This window comes from Pseudochelatococcus contaminans (genome assembly GCF_014195635.1).
Classification (GTDB): Bacteria; Pseudomonadota; Alphaproteobacteria; order Rhizobiales; family Beijerinckiaceae; genus Pseudochelatococcus; species Pseudochelatococcus contaminans.
This window is the reverse complement of the sequence record NZ_JACICC010000019.1, coordinates 14,229-29,390: the sequence shown is the minus strand read 5'-3', so window position 1 is coordinate 29,390 and position 15,162 is coordinate 14,229. Positions and strand designations below refer to the sequence as shown.

At 56.4% G+C, this 15,162-nt stretch carries 18 protein-coding genes and 1 tRNA gene; 6 read left to right on the top strand and 13 right to left on the bottom strand.

The window, feature by feature from the left end:
* Positions 1-287 precede the first annotated feature (287 nt).
* The 4 genes from FHS81_RS17430 to FHS81_RS17415 all read right to left on the bottom strand — a co-directional run bounded on the left by FHS81_RS17430 (position 288) and on the right by FHS81_RS17415 (position 2,996).
* On the bottom strand, positions 288-1,136 hold the full coding sequence (locus tag FHS81_RS17430) for a replication initiator protein A (protein WP_201267072.1): 849 nt from the start codon (positions 1,134-1,136) through the stop codon (positions 288-290).
* A 26-nt stretch (positions 1,137-1,162) separates the two neighbouring features.
* Positions 1,163-1,444 (bottom strand): helix-turn-helix domain-containing protein, encoded by a 282-nt coding sequence (locus FHS81_RS17425; RefSeq protein ID WP_124084156.1) that lies wholly within the window; start codon positions 1,442-1,444, stop codon positions 1,163-1,165.
* Between the two features lie 75 nt (positions 1,445-1,519).
* On the bottom strand, positions 1,520-2,326 hold the full coding sequence (locus FHS81_RS17420; protein ID WP_124084157.1) for a DUF2285 domain-containing protein: 807 nt from the start codon (positions 2,324-2,326) through the stop codon (positions 1,520-1,522).
* A gap of 322 nt (positions 2,327-2,648) precedes the next feature.
* Positions 2,649-2,996 carry a DUF2958 domain-containing protein gene (locus FHS81_RS17415; protein ID WP_124084158.1) on the bottom strand — a complete coding sequence of 116 codons (348 nt, stop codon included), beginning with the start codon at positions 2,994-2,996 and terminating at the stop codon, positions 2,649-2,651.
* 271 nt (positions 2,997-3,267) lie between these two features.
* On the opposite strand from FHS81_RS17415, the gene FHS81_RS17410 reads away from it, so the two are divergent.
* Positions 3,268-3,570, top strand: a complete 303-nt coding sequence (locus FHS81_RS17410) for a helix-turn-helix domain-containing protein (RefSeq protein ID WP_081651398.1) — start codon at positions 3,268-3,270, stop codon at positions 3,568-3,570.
* Between the two features lie 30 nt (positions 3,571-3,600).
* Entirely contained in the window at positions 3,601-4,293 is a 693-nt protein-coding gene (locus FHS81_RS17405) for a hypothetical protein (protein WP_124084159.1), read from the top strand.
* Positions 4,294-4,331: 38 nt separating this feature from the next.
* Here FHS81_RS17405 and FHS81_RS17400 read toward each other — a convergent pair whose 3' ends face one another.
* The gene (locus tag FHS81_RS17400) at positions 4,332-4,640 is read right to left on the bottom strand and encodes a DUF736 domain-containing protein (RefSeq protein WP_124084160.1); all 309 of its coding nucleotides are present in this window, start codon (positions 4,638-4,640) and stop codon (positions 4,332-4,334) included.
* A gap of 190 nt (positions 4,641-4,830) precedes the next feature.
* Here FHS81_RS17400 and FHS81_RS17395 point away from each other — a divergent pair, with 190 nt between their 5' ends.
* On the top strand, positions 4,831-6,249 hold the full coding sequence (locus FHS81_RS17395) for a hypothetical protein (RefSeq protein WP_210281805.1): 1,419 nt from the start codon (positions 4,831-4,833) through the stop codon (positions 6,247-6,249).
* Positions 6,250-6,358: 109 nt separating this feature from the next.
* On the opposite strand, the gene FHS81_RS17390 is transcribed toward FHS81_RS17395, so the two are convergent.
* Positions 6,359-6,649, bottom strand: a complete 291-nt coding sequence (locus tag FHS81_RS17390; RefSeq protein WP_428982463.1) for a hypothetical protein — start codon at positions 6,647-6,649, stop codon at positions 6,359-6,361.
* A gap of 283 nt (positions 6,650-6,932) precedes the next feature.
* Positions 6,933-7,760, bottom strand: a complete 828-nt coding sequence (locus FHS81_RS17385; RefSeq protein ID WP_029043638.1) for a DUF932 domain-containing protein — start codon at positions 7,758-7,760, stop codon at positions 6,933-6,935.
* 650 nt (positions 7,761-8,410) lie between these two features.
* On the opposite strand from FHS81_RS17385, the gene FHS81_RS17380 reads away from it, so the two are divergent.
* Both FHS81_RS17380 and FHS81_RS17375 read left to right on the top strand, forming a co-directional pair.
* Positions 8,411-9,541: a nucleoid-associated protein gene (locus FHS81_RS17380; RefSeq protein ID WP_124084161.1), complete on the top strand. Its 1,131-nt coding sequence runs from the start codon at positions 8,411-8,413 to the stop codon at positions 9,539-9,541.
* Complete coding sequence (locus FHS81_RS17375) at positions 9,507-11,141, top strand: hypothetical protein (protein ID WP_236078899.1); 1,635 nt, start codon at positions 9,507-9,509, stop codon at positions 11,139-11,141. Before FHS81_RS17380 ends, FHS81_RS17375 begins: the two co-directional genes overlap by 35 nt.
* Here FHS81_RS17375 and FHS81_RS19380 read toward each other — a convergent pair.
* The 3 genes from FHS81_RS19380 to FHS81_RS17360 all read right to left on the bottom strand — a co-directional run bounded on the left by FHS81_RS19380 (position 11,133) and on the right by FHS81_RS17360 (position 12,079).
* Positions 11,133-11,390 carry a JAB domain-containing protein gene (locus FHS81_RS19380; RefSeq protein WP_428982462.1) on the bottom strand — a complete coding sequence of 86 codons (258 nt, stop codon included), beginning with the start codon at positions 11,388-11,390 and terminating at the stop codon, positions 11,133-11,135. The genes FHS81_RS17375 and FHS81_RS19380 overlap by 9 nt on opposite strands.
* The gene (locus tag FHS81_RS17365) at positions 11,387-11,617 is read right to left on the bottom strand and encodes a helix-turn-helix transcriptional regulator (RefSeq protein WP_080918567.1); all 231 of its coding nucleotides are present in this window, start codon (positions 11,615-11,617) and stop codon (positions 11,387-11,389) included. The genes FHS81_RS19380 and FHS81_RS17365 overlap by 4 nt, the downstream gene beginning before the upstream one ends.
* Positions 11,618-11,911: 294 nt before the next feature.
* Positions 11,912-12,079 (bottom strand): hypothetical protein, encoded by a 168-nt coding sequence (locus FHS81_RS17360; RefSeq protein ID WP_183754812.1) that lies wholly within the window; start codon positions 12,077-12,079, stop codon positions 11,912-11,914.
* Between the two features lie 128 nt (positions 12,080-12,207).
* On the opposite strand from FHS81_RS17360, the gene FHS81_RS17355 reads away from it, so the two are divergent.
* Positions 12,208-12,291: transfer RNA gene (locus FHS81_RS17355), tRNA-Leu, on the top strand.
* Between the two features lie 80 nt (positions 12,292-12,371).
* Here the strand turns inward: FHS81_RS17355 and kdsA are convergent.
* The 3 genes from kdsA to FHS81_RS17340 form a co-directional block, all read right to left on the bottom strand.
* The gene (kdsA, locus tag FHS81_RS17350; RefSeq protein ID WP_342587435.1) at positions 12,372-13,223 is read right to left on the bottom strand and encodes a 3-deoxy-8-phosphooctulonate synthase; all 852 of its coding nucleotides are present in this window, start codon (positions 13,221-13,223) and stop codon (positions 12,372-12,374) included.
* A gap of 70 nt (positions 13,224-13,293) precedes the next feature.
* The gene (locus tag FHS81_RS17345; protein WP_280951308.1) at positions 13,294-14,589 is read right to left on the bottom strand and encodes an FAD-dependent oxidoreductase; all 1,296 of its coding nucleotides are present in this window, start codon (positions 14,587-14,589) and stop codon (positions 13,294-13,296) included.
* 23 nt (positions 14,590-14,612) lie between these two features.
* Positions 14,613-15,062, bottom strand: a complete 450-nt coding sequence (locus tag FHS81_RS17340; protein WP_080918541.1) for a MerR family transcriptional regulator — start codon at positions 15,060-15,062, stop codon at positions 14,613-14,615.
* Positions 15,063-15,162: the final 100 nt, after the last annotated feature.

Sequence of the window (15,162 nt, the reverse complement as noted above, 5' to 3'; positions counted from 1 at the left end):
CATGATCCGGCTCCCGGTCCGTGAATCCGGTTCGCGTTTCCTGGAACGAGTTCATGAAACCTCGCCCCGGTTCGCGAAACCTGGCACCCCGACAGTTGTCCACCGCAATGCTGCTTCTCTACCAATAGTTAGAGAATTTAAGTTAGTAATGTTAGAGGGATCGCAAACCCGCGCCGTTATTGGCTTTCCGGCGTTGTCGTACTCCTGATAGCACGATAGGCGTACTCCTGATAGCACGACACCTCTTACTCCTGATAGCACGACCCCATCCACAGCTTGTCCCGCTGTTATCCCCGTGCCGTCTGCGGCACGGGCCGAAAGGTCAGCAATTCCATGTCGTCCTCGGGAATCCGCACGATGCCCAGCTCGTACCCCGGCAGCGATTGCCGGGCAACCAGCGCCCGCAGGTCGTAGGCGAAATCCGAAAACCGCGTGCTGCTGCCCGACTTGCGGTGCAGGTGCCGGAAGTCGAATTGCCAGCCGTGTTCCTGCCTGCCGCCATGCTTGCGCACCAGGCGGTACAGCCAGCGCTCGATGCCGCCCGTGAGCCGGAAATACGTCGGATCGATGGTCAGCACCAGAGCAGCGTCCAGCACGCCGGCATAGAACCAGTCCGGCAGGATCAGCTCGATGCCCAGCGGTGTGCCGTTGGCATCGGCCAGCTCTTTCCACTCGTTGATCCACGAAAAGCGGTGCAATCGCCTTCCCGTGGTTTCGCGGATGGACGTCGCCACCGTGGTCGATTGCAGCCGATCCAGTGCGGCCTTGAGGCGCTGGTAGTCGCGTAGCGACTTGCCGCGCCCGATGAAGCGCAGGATCTCGTAGGGCGTGGCCTGCATCCGCCGGGACGGCTGGATACCCGCGTCCTTGGCTTCGACGATCTGGCTGGCGGCCCAGATCAGAATGTCGGCATCCCAGATGGTGGCAATACCATGCTCCTGCGTGCCTTCCACGCGAATGGTGATGTTGCCGCTGCGAAAGTCGATCGGCGCCGTGCGCCGCGACTTCGCCAGCGAGAAAAACGGATAGGCCATCAAGTCCTGGGCATCGCGCGGTGCCATGTCCTCGCCCGGCAGAGCGCGAAACAGGTCGAGCTGTTCGCGCTGCTGCAAGGCGTGCCCTGGTGGGCGGGACATGGCGATGGCCACCTGCGATGCGCCGATCAGCGCGCACGGCTGTCAGCCGAGTGGTGCTCGGCATATTCAGGATCGGAAGTGGTCTCGAAGCTGCGCGTTTCCGCCCAGGCATCAAGGTCGGCCACGGCGTACATGACGCGGCGACCAAACTTGCGAAACTTCGGGCCACCACCGATGACGCGCTGTTTCTCCAGCGTGCGCGGTGACAGCCGCAGGTAGTCAGCGGCTTCGTCGTTGGTGAGATAGCGTTGGGGTTGTGTGGGTGTGGCAGCGGGAGCGGCGGCAGGCCGCAAGGGAGCGGGTCGCATGGGATGTACCTCCATCAAGCCCGGCCACACAGCGCAGCCGGATGGAGGCAGTCTCAAGAAACTTGGGACTCTTGCTCAGGGACGTTCTGCAGGCGATGCGAAACGTCCCCCCTCATGCGAAGTGACAGCGGGAAGCTGTGCCAGACGGCGATAACCGCCGCGCATCAGCCCATCGCCCCGTCGCACCAGCCGCCGCACGCGGGCGCGCAGAGCGCTGTCGGCGTGCCAGTCGGCAGCAACGGCATCCACACCAAACAGCCCTTCGGCCACCTCCCGCAAGGACGCACCCGCCAAGGTCGCGTCCAGCGCCTGAAGCGTGTGCAGTTCCAGCAATGCGGACAGCGGCGGACGTGGCCGGACGGTCGCAGCAGGTACGGCACCGGCTGCCACGGCGATCTTGTTCAATTCGCTCGCCAGGGCCGCATAGCGTTCGCAAGGCGCGGCGCAGGCCCGGATGGCATAGGCATAAGCCATGCCATCGGCCAAGCCTGGCGCGAGCACGAAATGTAGGCAGCAGCCGGGCCAGCGCGCCACCAACACCAGGCGCTTGCCGTCATGGATCAGGTGTTTGTGGCCCGGTAGCTTCCAGAACTCAAAGCACAGGGCGTCGGGCGGCGGATCGGCATCCGGGTAGAGCTGCACCACGGCATCGTGGTCGGGGAACCAGGCCGGGTGCGCGTCTCGCGCATCCAGCGTGGGATCTTCCAGCAGGCGCAGCCCCCAATGCCCGGCAGCATCCGGTTGGCGACGACGGCGCAGCCAGTCGTGACGATAGTCTGGATGACGGCGCAGGTACTCCCAGGCCAGCGCCGGGCCATCCAGGTGCAGAACGTAGAGATAGGCCGCCGTGGCATACCACGGCTCGGCACTGCGATCAGCCATGAGGCAACCTCCCTGTGCTGGGGGTGCGTCGCCACAGCGAAACGGCGTGCTACGAAGCCATCGTCAAAACGTCATGGGTGAAGCGTAAACTGGCAGTGTCAAGACCGATGAACTCCGATGCGTTGCTGAAATCGTCCGAGTGCGACGGCGGCAACGCTCTCCAATGGCATGCCGCGTCGGTCAGCTTGCCGCAGCCCGCGCCAGGCATCATGACCGTTTCGATCTGGCACGCACCGCTTCGGTGCAACACTGCCGATTCAGACCGAACGGGTCACAGACCAGACCGAAATAGACACAGTGCGCCACCGCTTCGCGGTGGCCCTCAATCGGTAATTGAACCGTTGTCTTCGGCCAGTTGCAGGTATTCCGACAACCGTCGCACAGGCTGGAAATAGCGATCCCGCATCACCGGCTGCTGGCGCGGCCCGACGATGGCGGCCAGGTCGGATAGCTTCACCGTTCCCAATGCAGGCATGCCAATCCCCAAGTCGATCAGGCCGTGGGCGGTATCGCCATCGGCTGGGTCGAGCGAAGCCAGCAGCCAGGTGGCATGCGCATCTGGCGTGAACAGGCGTGCCACGGGCAGCGGGTCGGTGTCCTGCCCGGCAGCGCGGGCCTGGCCGTTGGCCAGCAGGCGCGTGCGCTCGTCGGCGGTGATGAGCGGAGTCATGGCTGTACGTCCAAGGACTTGCGGAGCAGCAGAGGCGCTTTCACGCCTTCCAACGAAAGCACCAATGCGCAATCCCACGTATCCGCAGAGACGTAGAGGCACGAAGGCACATGCACGAAAGTCAGGAAAGACACGGATCAGGCTCTCCGCTTTTGAAGAAAGCCGCCGATGCGGGTTTCAGTAAAAGCACAAGCAGACAAAATGAACACTATAGATTGTAGCCCTATAGGGCGCAACAGGTTGTCATTCTGGATTTTGGGGGAAGTTCAGAATGACAGCGTTCAAGCCATCGTTGCCCGATGCACTGCGGCGGATCAGAAAGGCGCGTGGTCTGAGCCAAGAGGCGTTCTCGGATGTATCTAGCCGCACCTACATGAGTGCGCTGGAGCGCGACCTCAAAAGCCCGACGCTGAACAAGCTGGCCGAACTGTGCGAAGTCATGGAGATTCATCCGCTCACATTGCTGACGCTGGCATATGCAGGACGCGACCAGCTCAACGCCGATAAGCTCCTTGCTCAAGTCCAGCGGGAACTGAACGAAATCGTTGCAGCATCGAAAATAGAGAACCCATGATCGCGGCCTAGCTGGCCGTTAAAACACCAGATGACCATACCAACACATTGCGGCATGCCGCCTCTTCATCTGAACATTGAAGGTCTTCGCTCGCATGCCATGCTTGTAAGCATATTTATTTCCGAGCCAGATGTTTCAGTCGAAAAAAGAAAGTGGCGCTCTTGGTTGGTTCATTGTCTTGTCAAGACGGCCCGTCACTACAACGATGCGCGGTTGTTAATACTTGCGCAGATAAGCGAAGGTCAACGATCTACTGCCGAGATGGCAAAAGGCCGACTTTTGCCTGTGTTCGACTTCGCATTTGCTATGGAAGACTGCATCACATCGCTTGAAAAAGCGATAGCGTGCATCCGGGCTTTGTCAAAAAAGGGGGAAATGCCATCGGCATTTGTTCTCGCGCTAGATAACGAACGGCAATCCCTAAATGATTTTCGCAGGCAACAGGAACACATGCACTCTCAGATCGCCGCAGGCCAAACCGGCGATGGCCCGATCCTCGTGACGCTATCGGACGATGGTGATAGCATGAAACTCCGCAGTCTTACTATGTCGTTCGTTGCTCTGTTTACATTGATCGACGCTATCTACCGTGATGTAGCGAGCCTCTTTCCTGCGCACGATATTCAGTCTCCCCCATCGCCGGGAGGTGTGCCTCAAATCTCAATGTCCATGACAATTGAGGTTGTCCAGGGTGAATCCAAACTGCCGGACATTCCATCATAGGAAAGCCCCGCCGCAGTGGACGGGGCTTCATGGCTCCGTCAGGCCACCTTTGGCTTGCTGCGCGACCAGATCAGGTCGTGCGTGCCGTCCTCGCCTTCGATCAGGCGGGCATAGACCGTCGCCGGGAACGAAGGATCGTCGAGGGTCACGGAGATGTAGGCCCGCCCGGCCTCGCTGGTTTTCTTCCATGCCGCGCCGATGTCGTGGCCTGCCGCCTGCACGCGAAAGTCGGGGGCCTTCTCATTGTCGCCCTTGTCGTTGGGAACCAGCTTGACGTTGAGGGTCAGGGTGCGGAGCTGGCCGGTGAAGCCGTCTTTCTCTGTGGTGAAGGTGTCGATGTTAGCCATGATGATTTCTCCTTTCGGGTTGAACAAGGTCGCGCCAGTGCGTCCTTGTTGTGATCCGTCCGGCGGGGGATGGACTGGTCGCACCGCGCAGCGGTCGCAACAACGTGGAGAACCTGGAAGCGAAAAGAATTTGTCCCGCGAGGAATGCGTGCAGCGCAGGAGAAATTGTTTTCGCTGCAAGGTTGCGGCCATGAAGCCCAAGGCGCAGCCGCGCCACCGCCAGGATTCACGACAAGCCAAGGTCGCAGGGGCCGCCCGCTCCCGAATGGAGACATGGCCGACACGGCATCCCCGCATGACAGCTTCACCGGCTTGCGCCCTGACGCGGCTAGGTCAATGCCCCAGCAGCAAGGTAAGAGCGCTCCTGCCACAACTCGCGGCCACATGCTTGATGCGTGACGTGGAATCTCCACATCGAGGTCAGGTGGTGTATCGGAACCATCCTCCGTGGCATATAGGCAACGAACCGCCAGCGCCTAGGGCGGCACCCTTTCGCGCAACTTGCCACGGTCAACCGAGACTACACAAACACATCGCACCTATTTTTCTCAGTAAACTGGATGGAATCCAATATTTTTGCAAAGCACCCTTCAAAAAACCAATAACCCGACAAATTCGAATGAAAAGAAAATACATTACAGAGTTCGCAATTGGCTATATGAATAGCTATACATCAATGGTCACAGCGCACCAATTATTAAAGGGCGGAACATTAAAGGATGATGACAGGGAGAATCTTTCGAAGTGCCACATATACATAATTGCAGCCAGGCCATCACCATATTTCGACCCAGATTCTATAGTCCACAAAGATAACAAGCTGTCTGGGGTGATTTGCTACAAGATTGATGGAGAAGAGAAGCGGGTTGAATTTGATGAATATCCTTGGGAGCTGGAGGATGATGCGGTTTCTCTTGAATGCAAATACCCGTTCAAAGAAATTAATAGCATTAATCCAGAAGGAAAAGAGGTCACCTATCTTCCCGCAAGCTTTCTTGCGACCGCCCATTCCAATTGCTATCCAAACAATCCGAGCGATCTGAATAAATATGAAGTTCTATATGTGGGGCAGGCACTGGGAGACCAGGGAAACAGATCTGCGCTAGATAGACTAAGAAGCCATTCAACACTTCAAAAGATATTGGCAATGACGAATTACGATTATCCTGACAAAGAAATCATGATATTCATGTACCAATTTGATCATGCCCAAATGCTGACATCAATGGATGGCATGGCAAAGGATGCAGATAAATCAGATAGAAATGAATCCAGGCTTATGCACGCAATGCAAAACCCTCCCGAAAAGAAACAGAAAATCGGCATGATCGAGGCAGGACTGATTCGCTACTTCAAGCCTCATTACAATGAGATTTTTAAAATCAAATTCCCATCTGTAAAACATAAAGTCCTCAAGTCATGCTACTCCCTAGATATCAGTGGCCTTGCAATTGAGTTAAACTCAAGTGATCTTAATTATTTCTTCTATTCCGAGTCAACTCCACTAAAGAGCCACCATATTGCTCAGATTGATTTGGTTTCATCGCAAAATAGAATGTCATTTTTTTCGGCAACGGCGTTCCCAAACAATCCTGAAGTCATTAAATAGGTTCGTGCTGGGCCATGCAGAAAAGAACTCAAATGCATCCAATCTTCTGCAATAAAGAGTAAATTTTTGGCTCACCATTTAAAAATGAGGAGCCTTTCTTCGCAGAGACTTAATCTGTAGAGATTATTATTTGCTTTTTCTGCAGAAGCGCTCTCTTTTGAGAGTCTTGCGCTGTTGTTCGCACTAAATAGACCGCACCTTTGAAGATAGCAGGCATCCAGCCAGTGCCATCGGCCAGCCGTTCGGCCTCGCTGGCAATGTCGCCTTTTTTCAACTTCGCCAGCCGGGTGACGTGCTCCGGTGCGAACTCGCCCACGGCTTCCAGAATCGCGGCCTTCGGCACATGCTGGAAATAGCCGTCTGCGGTGGGTTGCCACCATGCCGCCATATCCAGCGCCACGGCCTGCGCTAGTTCGGCACCCGGCTGGTGCTGCGTGGCGCGGGGTCTTGCGCACGTTGCGGCCCGTGGGGCGCGATACCAGCCGCGACAGCGGCACCAGAATCAGATTCTTGCTCGGGTCGGCGGCTTCCAGCAGCACGGCAGGCGCGGCACTGGCCGTGGCGTGGATGGCTTGGGCTTCGGTGTGGTTGATGGCGTTCATGGTGAAAACTCCTTGCGATGATGGAATACAGCAGCGAATGACGCGGCAAGGGTTGCTGCCTGCCCCTGCCGCGCAGGGAAATCAGGCTTTCAACTGGCGCAGGCCATCGGCCAGCAGCCACAGAGCGCGATTGAGGCGAATATCGGAATCAATGCCCTGCACCGGGCGGGTCTGCTGACGGCGTCCGTTGGCGCTGCGCCCGTGCAAACCGCCTTTGGTCAGGTTCTCTTGGGTGCGGTTGAACACGCTCCACAAGTCCGGGCGGTGGTCGTCGAACCGGCGCGGCATCAGGATTTGCGACTCGGTGATGGGTGCGGGCTTGTCCGGGTCGTCGTACTTGAGCGACAGCGCGGCGCGGGCGAACACTTCGGCCTCGCCTTCGTCCAGCGTGATGGCCTGCATGGATTCGCGGGATTCCAGCGCACGGTCGAAGCCATGCAGCACCTGATAGGCACCTTCGATCACTTGCCCGGCCACGTCGCCCTTATGCGGCACGCGCACATCGGCCACGGTATCGCCGCACACCAGCCCATTGCTGCATACGAAACGGAACATGCCGGCCAGCATCTGGTAGCTGCTGGTGCCATCGTGCGAGTTCAACAGGATGATTTCGTTGGCTTCGCCTCGGGCGTTGATCTGGCTGGCATGGCGCAGCCGGATCATGTGCTTGGTGTAGTCGCGCCGGTCTTCGTGGCGGGTGCGGGTCTGCGTCACCATGAAGGGCTGAAACCCTTCCTTGCGCAGTTCGGTCAGCACCGTGGCGGTGGGGATATAGGCGTAACGCTGGGAGCGACTTTCGTGGGGCGCTTCCGCAAAAATGGATGGGGCCACGCGGTGAATCTGGTCATCGGACAGCGGGGAATCGCTGCGCAGTACCGGGGAACGGGAAGCGAAACGGGATGCAAGCATGGTCTTTCTCCTGACGAAAAGGGTTTGCTGTTCAAACCGCACACCGGATTCCTAGATTCGGAGCCCAGCCTTTCGGCTGTTCGGTGCGGTTGGCACGAGGAACCCGGTTGGCCCTGTTGCCACCGTCTTTTCTGAGTTCATCGCCCGCGACGGTCAGGAGCCCACGGACGTGGGCCGTCAAGGAGAAAAGCGTCAGGGTGGTGCGGCCCGCAGGCGCAGCCGAGGACACGGCCTGGCGCGCCTTGATGGCACGCGGCCACGGGCTACAGTCGCGAGCAAGGTGATGGAGTCAGGAGAGACGGCTGGACATGGCAACGGCCGCCGTGATGTGCAGACCGCACGCAAGCGAAGCGCGCAGGCCCGAAGCTGGAAGCCGGGCCGTAGGCGTCAGGGATGTGCAAGGCTGGCGAATGCCAGTCCCGTCAGGGATGAGCGAACAGCGAACCTAGAGCAGCGCGATCCGCGAAGCGGAGACGCAAGGATGTCTCCAAATGTTATGAATTTCTGATAAATTACATACTTGGGGCGGGTTGGCACCAAAAAATCATTTGGCTTGCCTTGAAGGTAAATATTTCCAACGCCAAAATAATGTGAGGAAAAATATATATCACACATTATTTAAATAAATTCAAAATGAAAACGGGGTGTTGATGAGCATTCTTAGCGAAAAAGAGGCAGAGAGCCTCACTATTGAGCGAATGATCTTCCACGTTGTGGATCCAGCAACGGAGTCTCCCGTTTTCTTGGCAGAAGTTAAACCACCGCAATGCGTGGATTTTTTTGTTGAGCGAGTTAAAGAAACTCTTCGCGGAGCCGCGTATGAGTTTCTTCCCGGAGCAGGAGTTCCGGGCCTTCTTTATCGAGCCTTGCCGAGCAAGGGCGCGAAAGATGAATTTGTAAAAGTCTCGCACGATCTGGCGGATAGATTCAAAGAGAAGGTAAAGCAAGACAAGCGACTTGCGCCTGGCGTTCTGATGCTATTCTCCCTAATAACGGAAGGAAATAATCGACTTGTTGCTGTCATAAAATATGAGCACCAGCAGGTTGTATCCTACTCCTATATTAAGGACGAAAAAGGCGAACCAATCTTGGATGCAGATGGAAACCTTGTTCCTGATTTGCAGACGCTTGTGGAAACCTTTACGAAGGATCGAAAGGCTATGCAAAAATCTGCAGTCATACGATTCCAAGAACATAATAGCTCTGAATTGAATGGAGGCTTTCAGTCATCAATCGTTGTAATTGACCATTCGTCCGGTCGCTACCGCGATGCCACTCAACACTTTGCAAATTTCCTGGATATACGCCGAGCCCTTGAACCTGTCGAACTGACCAAGCGTCTAGAAGATGCGGCAGTCGAATCCATCAAGGCGCACAAGAGCGAGGTTCCCCCCGAAGTTGCTAAAGCTCCAAAGCGGTTTGTACGAGCAGCCATGTCAAGGCTTGAAGGGTTTGACTTTGAAAAACCAGAGGAATTTCTTGGCGCCGTATTGCAAGGAGTGGCTCCAGAGGCCGCGATCCTAAAAACCTTCAAGAGCAAACTCGCCAGCAAGAATATAAGCACAGAAGCATTCAAGTTTGAGGGAGCCACCCCGCCACCAGCCGAGTACCGACGAGTGGTCACAAACGAGGGGATTACTCTCTTGTTTAGTGCTGGGCATGAAGAAAACAAGAACGTAGAGATAAAAACAGAAGGGAATGGAGGCGTTGAAATAACCATACGCTCCACCGGCCTGGAACGGAACGATGAACTCGAAAAAATGCCTCGCATCCCTGATTGATTCTTTAGGGGAGCAAGCCAGCATCCGAGAAACCATCGGGCAAATCGACATTTCCGGGCATGTCTCTCCTGAAAAATTAGACGATTTCAAGCGGGCCTTCGAAGATTTCTCAGGAAAGAAATCTGAGGCTTGGTCGATTTCCATCCGTGATGGCGAATTTTCCGAAATCGCCACAGATGCCATTGCGAATGAGGATGTCACCCTTGTAATCAAGAAGCCGGTAGGAGGCAGAATTTTCTTTGCGTCGCTAGCAGGATTTTCAGCAGCTTTGGGAGACGTAGCGCTGACATTGGCTAGTGAGCTACTGGTGCTAAGTTCCTTTGATGGGTTCAAAACCAAAGGATTTTCTGTCCTGCCTTGGGATGGTGAACTATTGCCTGGCTTGTCGTGCTTGGAGCCTGATTCAGATGCAATTGACCCTAGAAAAGGCGTAGTGCGAGACTTGACTGGCAACACTGTTCCGGCAGACCCCTATCGTTGGATACTAGTAGGTCATGACGGCGGTGGCGAGCCGTGGAATATATGGAAGACTCTGGCAACTAAAAATCTGGCAACACTACTTGTTTCAGATGTCTGGAAAGAAGATACAACTAAAGTATCTATAAATGGCGCCAGAAAGCGCACTTTCTCGCTTGGAGAAAAGTGCCAGGATAGCAACGCTTATGCGAAAATATGCCAAGCTGCCGATTGGATACTTGTAAAGCAGGATACGGAAGCCAGGCATGAAGTTCTTGTGCGACGTCTTTCTGCGATTGTCAGAGACTCTGACTCCAATGGAGTCCCGGAGTGGCTAACCGTATTGCCTGAATCTCTGCAAGAAGCCCTTGATGGGGCCCGGCTTGATCATCGCGCCTATGTGAGATCAAAGTCAGCAGAAACGGTAAAAGCTATGGCCGACCTCAGGAAGGCGGTTGGAGAAGATGTTTCGCGTATCGTAGAGCGCATTCATAGACTTTCTGCAGGTTTTGTGATTGGCCTGGCTGCATTGGCAACGGGCCTAGGTGTCCGCCTTACATTGCTGACCTCTCAGAAAAACACCTGGGCGGTTGCTGGGATAATTTTCTGCTGCGTCGTATTGGCTATTACATGGTCGAGCATTGTTCTTCAGCATCATGTCAGCTCTAAATCATTGGTAAATGAGCTGCGCAACATGAGGCGTTGGCATAAAAACATTCACATAGCACTAACCCGCTCGGACTATCGAGAACTGGCATTACATCCGGTGCTTGATGCCATTCGACTGTATAAGAAAACAGCGAAGTCCACCATTAATGGAATGATTGCTGCTTCATTAATTTTTATTGCCCTTTTTATTGTTACCCCTTTTTTCTACTCTGCAGAACCTGTTAGCGCCAATGATAAAAATAGGGAGTCGCAATCATTACCTAGTTCTGATATTGAAGAATCGACTTCCAAAGTTAGCCCTGCCCAGAGAGAGGGCATAAATTTGGAAGTAGCTCCCCCTGCAGGGCAAGAATCAAATTCAGAAGACGACAAAGCCGTACGAGATACGAGCAATCTTGATGATAAGCAGGGAAGTTCGTCCCAAGAGGTATTTGAGGCCGAAGAAAGGGGGGCGAAGCCCCGAGAATTAGATTAGCCGTCGCTCAGCGAACGACACCGTGCCTACACCCGCCACGATCATGTGCACCTCCACCAGCCCCAGCGCTTCCTTGAGTCGCTGTGTCAGCACCTTATCGGCACTACTTGGCTCAGGATTACCGCTCGGATGGTTGTGGAACGTCCCACGTAATTTACTAAAGTGTTGAATTTCCGGTCTTTTTTCGATGTGTCTGTTGAGTAGGTGCCGGTAATTGGGGTCTGTTTTTGTGATCGAACGTGACCTCACACCTGATCCCCGTCGCTCCCGGTGAGTCTCCTTGAAGCCCGGCAACGAATCTTATTCGTTTCGTCCCAGGCCTCAAGCTCCACGATGGGATAGAGCACGGCTTTGCCGATCTTCACGAAGGAAGGCCCGATTTTCATCGCACGCCAATTGCGAAGCGTGCCGACAGACACTCCTCCGCGATAGCGTTCCGATACTTCTTCGGCGGTGAGAAATTTTCCGTCAGTCATCCGTCCTCCTTTGATCGGCGTGAGGTCGCCGATCGTTTGCTGATGAGAAAGCGCGAGACGCTTTTCAGTGGAGATACCGATCCCTGTCGGGCCCGCCTGCGAGCATTGGCTCACGCTGCTACACGAACGACCATGTAGTTCGATCCAACGGGCGGAAAGGGTGATTCGGTCGGAGTAGGGCTCCTGGCTATCGGCGGTTAAACATAGGCGGGTCGCGCGGACGCTCGTCCGGCCGGCGACGCCGAATCGGTCTCCAACGTGAACGCCTCGGCGCCCGCGCGCCGGGCACGGCCTTCACTTCAGCAGGCGTTCAAGCACCGCGACGGAATTGCCGATGCCGTGCATGACCATTGACGGATAGAGCGAGCTGGTCTTGTAGCGGACCCGACCGTAGAAGCCGCCTTCCCGAAACAGGATCGCGATGTCGAACAACGCCGTCTCAAAAAGGGGTTTGTCTACCAATCAACAGGAAATCACGATGAAGTGAAAACATCGTATTTTCAACGGGCTGGCGGTGTGGGAGTGGAGTATGAGAATCCTGCCGAAATGGCGCTAGGGGCAGAGACCTAGAGGGCGATCGGCGGCAAAGTGCGGGCGTGGCGGAGTTGGTAGACGCAGCGCATTCAAAATCCGCCGTCCTTACGGATATGTCGGTTCGTGTACGACCGCCCGCACTATCGTCTCATTCACCGCTGAGAAGGGATTGTTTGGGCCGCCCAGGCAAACCCGTAACGCCAAGTGGCGTTGATGTGGCTTATTGGCAGTCGTGGCCAATTCCGGCAAAGGACTTCACCAGATCATCGACGGCCTTCACCTGCGCGAGGAACGCCGGGATTTGGGCGAGAGGCAGGGCGCTTGGACCGTCGCACAAGGCCCTGTCCGGATCGGGGTGAGCCTCCACGAATAGTCCGGCCAGCGACAATGCCATGGCGGATCGAGCGAGTTCGAACGCCTGATCGCGGCGACCGCCGGAGCTGCTTGCTCCGGCCTGGCGCATTTGCAGCGAATGGGTGACGTCAAAAACGATCGGTACGCCAGCCGTCACGGTTTTCATGACACCAAAGCCCAGCATGTCGACAACGAGATTGTCGTAGCCGAAGCTGCTTCCCCGCTCGCATATGACGACCTGATGATTGCCGAAGTCCTCCAGCTTTTCGACGACATGCCCTATCTGGCTTGGGCTCATGAATTGCGGTTTTTTGACATTGACGACCTTGCCCGTTCGTGCGATCGCCTCGATCAGGTCGGTTTGCCTCGCCAGAAACGCGGGCAGTTGCAGCACGTCGCAGACCTCGGCGGCGACCGTAGCCTGTTCGGGAAGATGGATATCCGTGAGGACCGGGACGCCGAAGCTCGTGCGTACCTCCTGAAGGATTTTCAGGCCCTCATCGATCCCCGGCCCGCGATAGGATCGGTTCGATGACCGATTAGCCTTGTCGAAAGAAGCTTTGAAGACATACGGCATGTTCAGGCGCGTCGTCTCCGTCGTCATCACCTCCGCCACCCGCATGGCGAGATCGCGGCTTTCCAGCACGTTCACGCCGCCCATAAACACCATCGGTCGAGTGTTGCAAAACTCTATCGTCCCAAGCCTGACGGTCTTCACATTCACTCCTCGTTCAACTGTCGCTCCGCCTGGGCCGGTGGCACAGGTCGCAGGTTTCGATGTGGTGCGATCAATGGTCTTCCAGCGCGTCATCGTGCGGCTTCTGTCTATGAGGGCCTTTCAGCGAACAGGTCCAATCGACGAGTTGGGTGCGGACATGCTCCGGACGGAAGCCGATCCCAATGAGGCGGCCAGTCAGCCGGGGCAGCAGAGATGACCTGGCTATCAGCCGCATGAAGAGTGGAGGTTTCCGACTTCGCGTATTGCGCGCCTCACCCGCTCGCTTGCGACTGCGCATCATCAATTGCAGCTTCTGGGTCGCTTTGGTTGGAAAGCTGCGTCGGCGCTGTACGGCATCAAGCAAGCATGTTTGCAGCCGGCCCTCGCGCAAGGCTTCCGCCAGCGTGTTGGCCGTGGCTATAGCGTCCTGGATCGCGAGATTTACCCCGACACCGCCGATCGGCGACATGGCGTGGGCTGCATCCCCGATGCACAGCACGCCGGGTTTCCACCACGTCTTCAGCCGGTCGATCCGAACGCTCAGGAGGTGGACGTCATCCCAGGAGCGAATTTCTTCAAAGCGATCGTTCGGCAATGGCGCGACTTCGGCAATCCTCGCGCGAAGCGCGCTAAGCCCCTCCGCTTTCAGGGTATCGACGGTTCCCTTGGCAAGGACATAGCCGCATTGCCAGTAGTCGCCACGATCGATCAAAACCAGCCCCTGCCGCGGGCCGGCATGCCCCATCGCCTGCTGGGGATCGCCGGCCTCTTTCGAGACCTTCATCCAGAGAAGATCGGTGGCAGTACCGAAACTCTGCACGTCAAGTCCTGCCGCCTTGCGGACGATCGAATTGCGTCCATCCGCCCCGATCACGAGATCGGCTTCCAGAACGAGGTCGCGGTCGCCCTGGCGCACGTTCACGCCGACAACGCGTTCGTTGTCCCAACGAAGCGAGGTTACTTCGGTCGACATTTGCAGTCGGAAACGCGGATATTCCCCAGCCTTTTCCGCCAGAAAATTCAGGAAGTCCCATTGCGGCATGAAGGCGATGAACTTGGCGCGCGTCGGTAGCCTGGAGAAATCGGCGATCGTGGCGCTGCGCCCGGCGATCTCGGCGTGGAGCTGGTAGGCTTTCTGGTGGGGAAGAGCGAGAAGCTCGTCGAGGAAGCCAAGCTCGTGGATCGCTTCGAGGGTCGACGGGTGGATGGTGTCTCCGCGAAAGTCCCGCAGGAAGTCCTGATGCTTTTCTATGACCGTGACGTCGACGCCCGACCGGGCCAGTAGGAGACCGAGCATCAGGCCCGCCGGTCCCGCACCGACCACGATACAGCTCTGGCTCCTTTTCACATGGGAATAGTATCTCAACGTCGTGGGTCCTTGGGATGAGGCTAGTGAATCGATACGCGGCCTTTGCTTGAAGCTTTCACCTCAGCATCGCCATCGCGGCTGGTGTCATTCAAGGGCAAAATATCGAGCGGGATCAGATTCCCGTCATTCTCGCTTTCGGCAACGAGCTGAATCACCTTTTCGAGTGTTTCCAGTTGAACGATTTTTTCCTCGACCGCAGCGAGTTGCTCCTTTGCGATGCGGAGCGCTTCGGCCGGACTTGAGAATGAGACGTCGGCAAGTCGAAACAGATCCTTGATCGCCTCGATGCTGAAGCCGAGATCGCGGGCGCGGCGAATGAAAAGAAGGCGATGAACCGCGCCGTGGTCGTAGCGTCTCTGGTTTCCCTTGCTCCGCGAGCGCTCGCGCAGCAGCCCGATCTGCTCATAGTAGCGGATCGTAGGAATTTTGACGCCGGTGAGCTGAGAGAGTTCGCCGATGCCGATATCCATGTTTGAAGTCCCTTCCGGATAGCCGCGTGTTGATGTTTTGCTGTGTGTTCGATCGCTGAGGTCCTCGTGGCCCGACCACGCCGAGGTGCGGCGACGGCCA

Excerpts from the sequence above, each read along its gene's own strand:
- FHS81_RS17405 (WP_124084159.1), top strand. The coding sequence starts at position 3,601 with ATGACCATACCAACACATTGCGGCATGCCGCCTCTTCATCTGAACATT.
- FHS81_RS17415 (WP_124084158.1), bottom strand. The coding sequence starts at position 2,996 with ATGACTCCGCTCATCACCGCCGACGAGCGCACGCGCCTGCTGGCCAAC.
- FHS81_RS17430 (WP_201267072.1), bottom strand. The coding sequence starts at position 1,136 with ATGTCCCGCCCACCAGGGCACGCCTTGCAGCAGCGCGAACAGCTCGAC.
- FHS81_RS17400 (WP_124084160.1), bottom strand. The coding sequence starts at position 4,640 with ATGGCTAACATCGACACCTTCACCACAGAGAAAGACGGCTTCACCGGC.
- FHS81_RS17340 (WP_080918541.1), bottom strand. The coding sequence starts at position 15,062 with ATGGATATCGGCATCGGCGAACTCTCTCAGCTCACCGGCGTCAAAATT.
- FHS81_RS17395 (WP_210281805.1), top strand. The coding sequence starts at position 4,831 with ATGAAGCCCAAGGCGCAGCCGCGCCACCGCCAGGATTCACGACAAGCC.
- FHS81_RS17420 (WP_124084157.1), bottom strand. The coding sequence starts at position 2,326 with ATGGCTGATCGCAGTGCCGAGCCGTGGTATGCCACGGCGGCCTATCTC.
- FHS81_RS17380 (WP_124084161.1), top strand. The coding sequence starts at position 8,411 with ATGAGCATTCTTAGCGAAAAAGAGGCAGAGAGCCTCACTATTGAGCGA.
- FHS81_RS17375 (WP_236078899.1), top strand. The coding sequence starts at position 9,507 with ATGAACTCGAAAAAATGCCTCGCATCCCTGATTGATTCTTTAGGGGAG.
- FHS81_RS17385 (WP_029043638.1), bottom strand. The coding sequence starts at position 7,760 with ATGCTTGCATCCCGTTTCGCTTCCCGTTCCCCGGTACTGCGCAGCGAT.
- FHS81_RS17425 (WP_124084156.1), bottom strand. The coding sequence starts at position 1,444 with ATGCGACCCGCTCCCTTGCGGCCTGCCGCCGCTCCCGCTGCCACACCC.
- FHS81_RS17410 (WP_081651398.1), top strand. The coding sequence starts at position 3,268 with ATGACAGCGTTCAAGCCATCGTTGCCCGATGCACTGCGGCGGATCAGA.
- FHS81_RS17365 (WP_080918567.1), bottom strand. The coding sequence starts at position 11,617 with ATGACTGACGGAAAATTTCTCACCGCCGAAGAAGTATCGGAACGCTAT.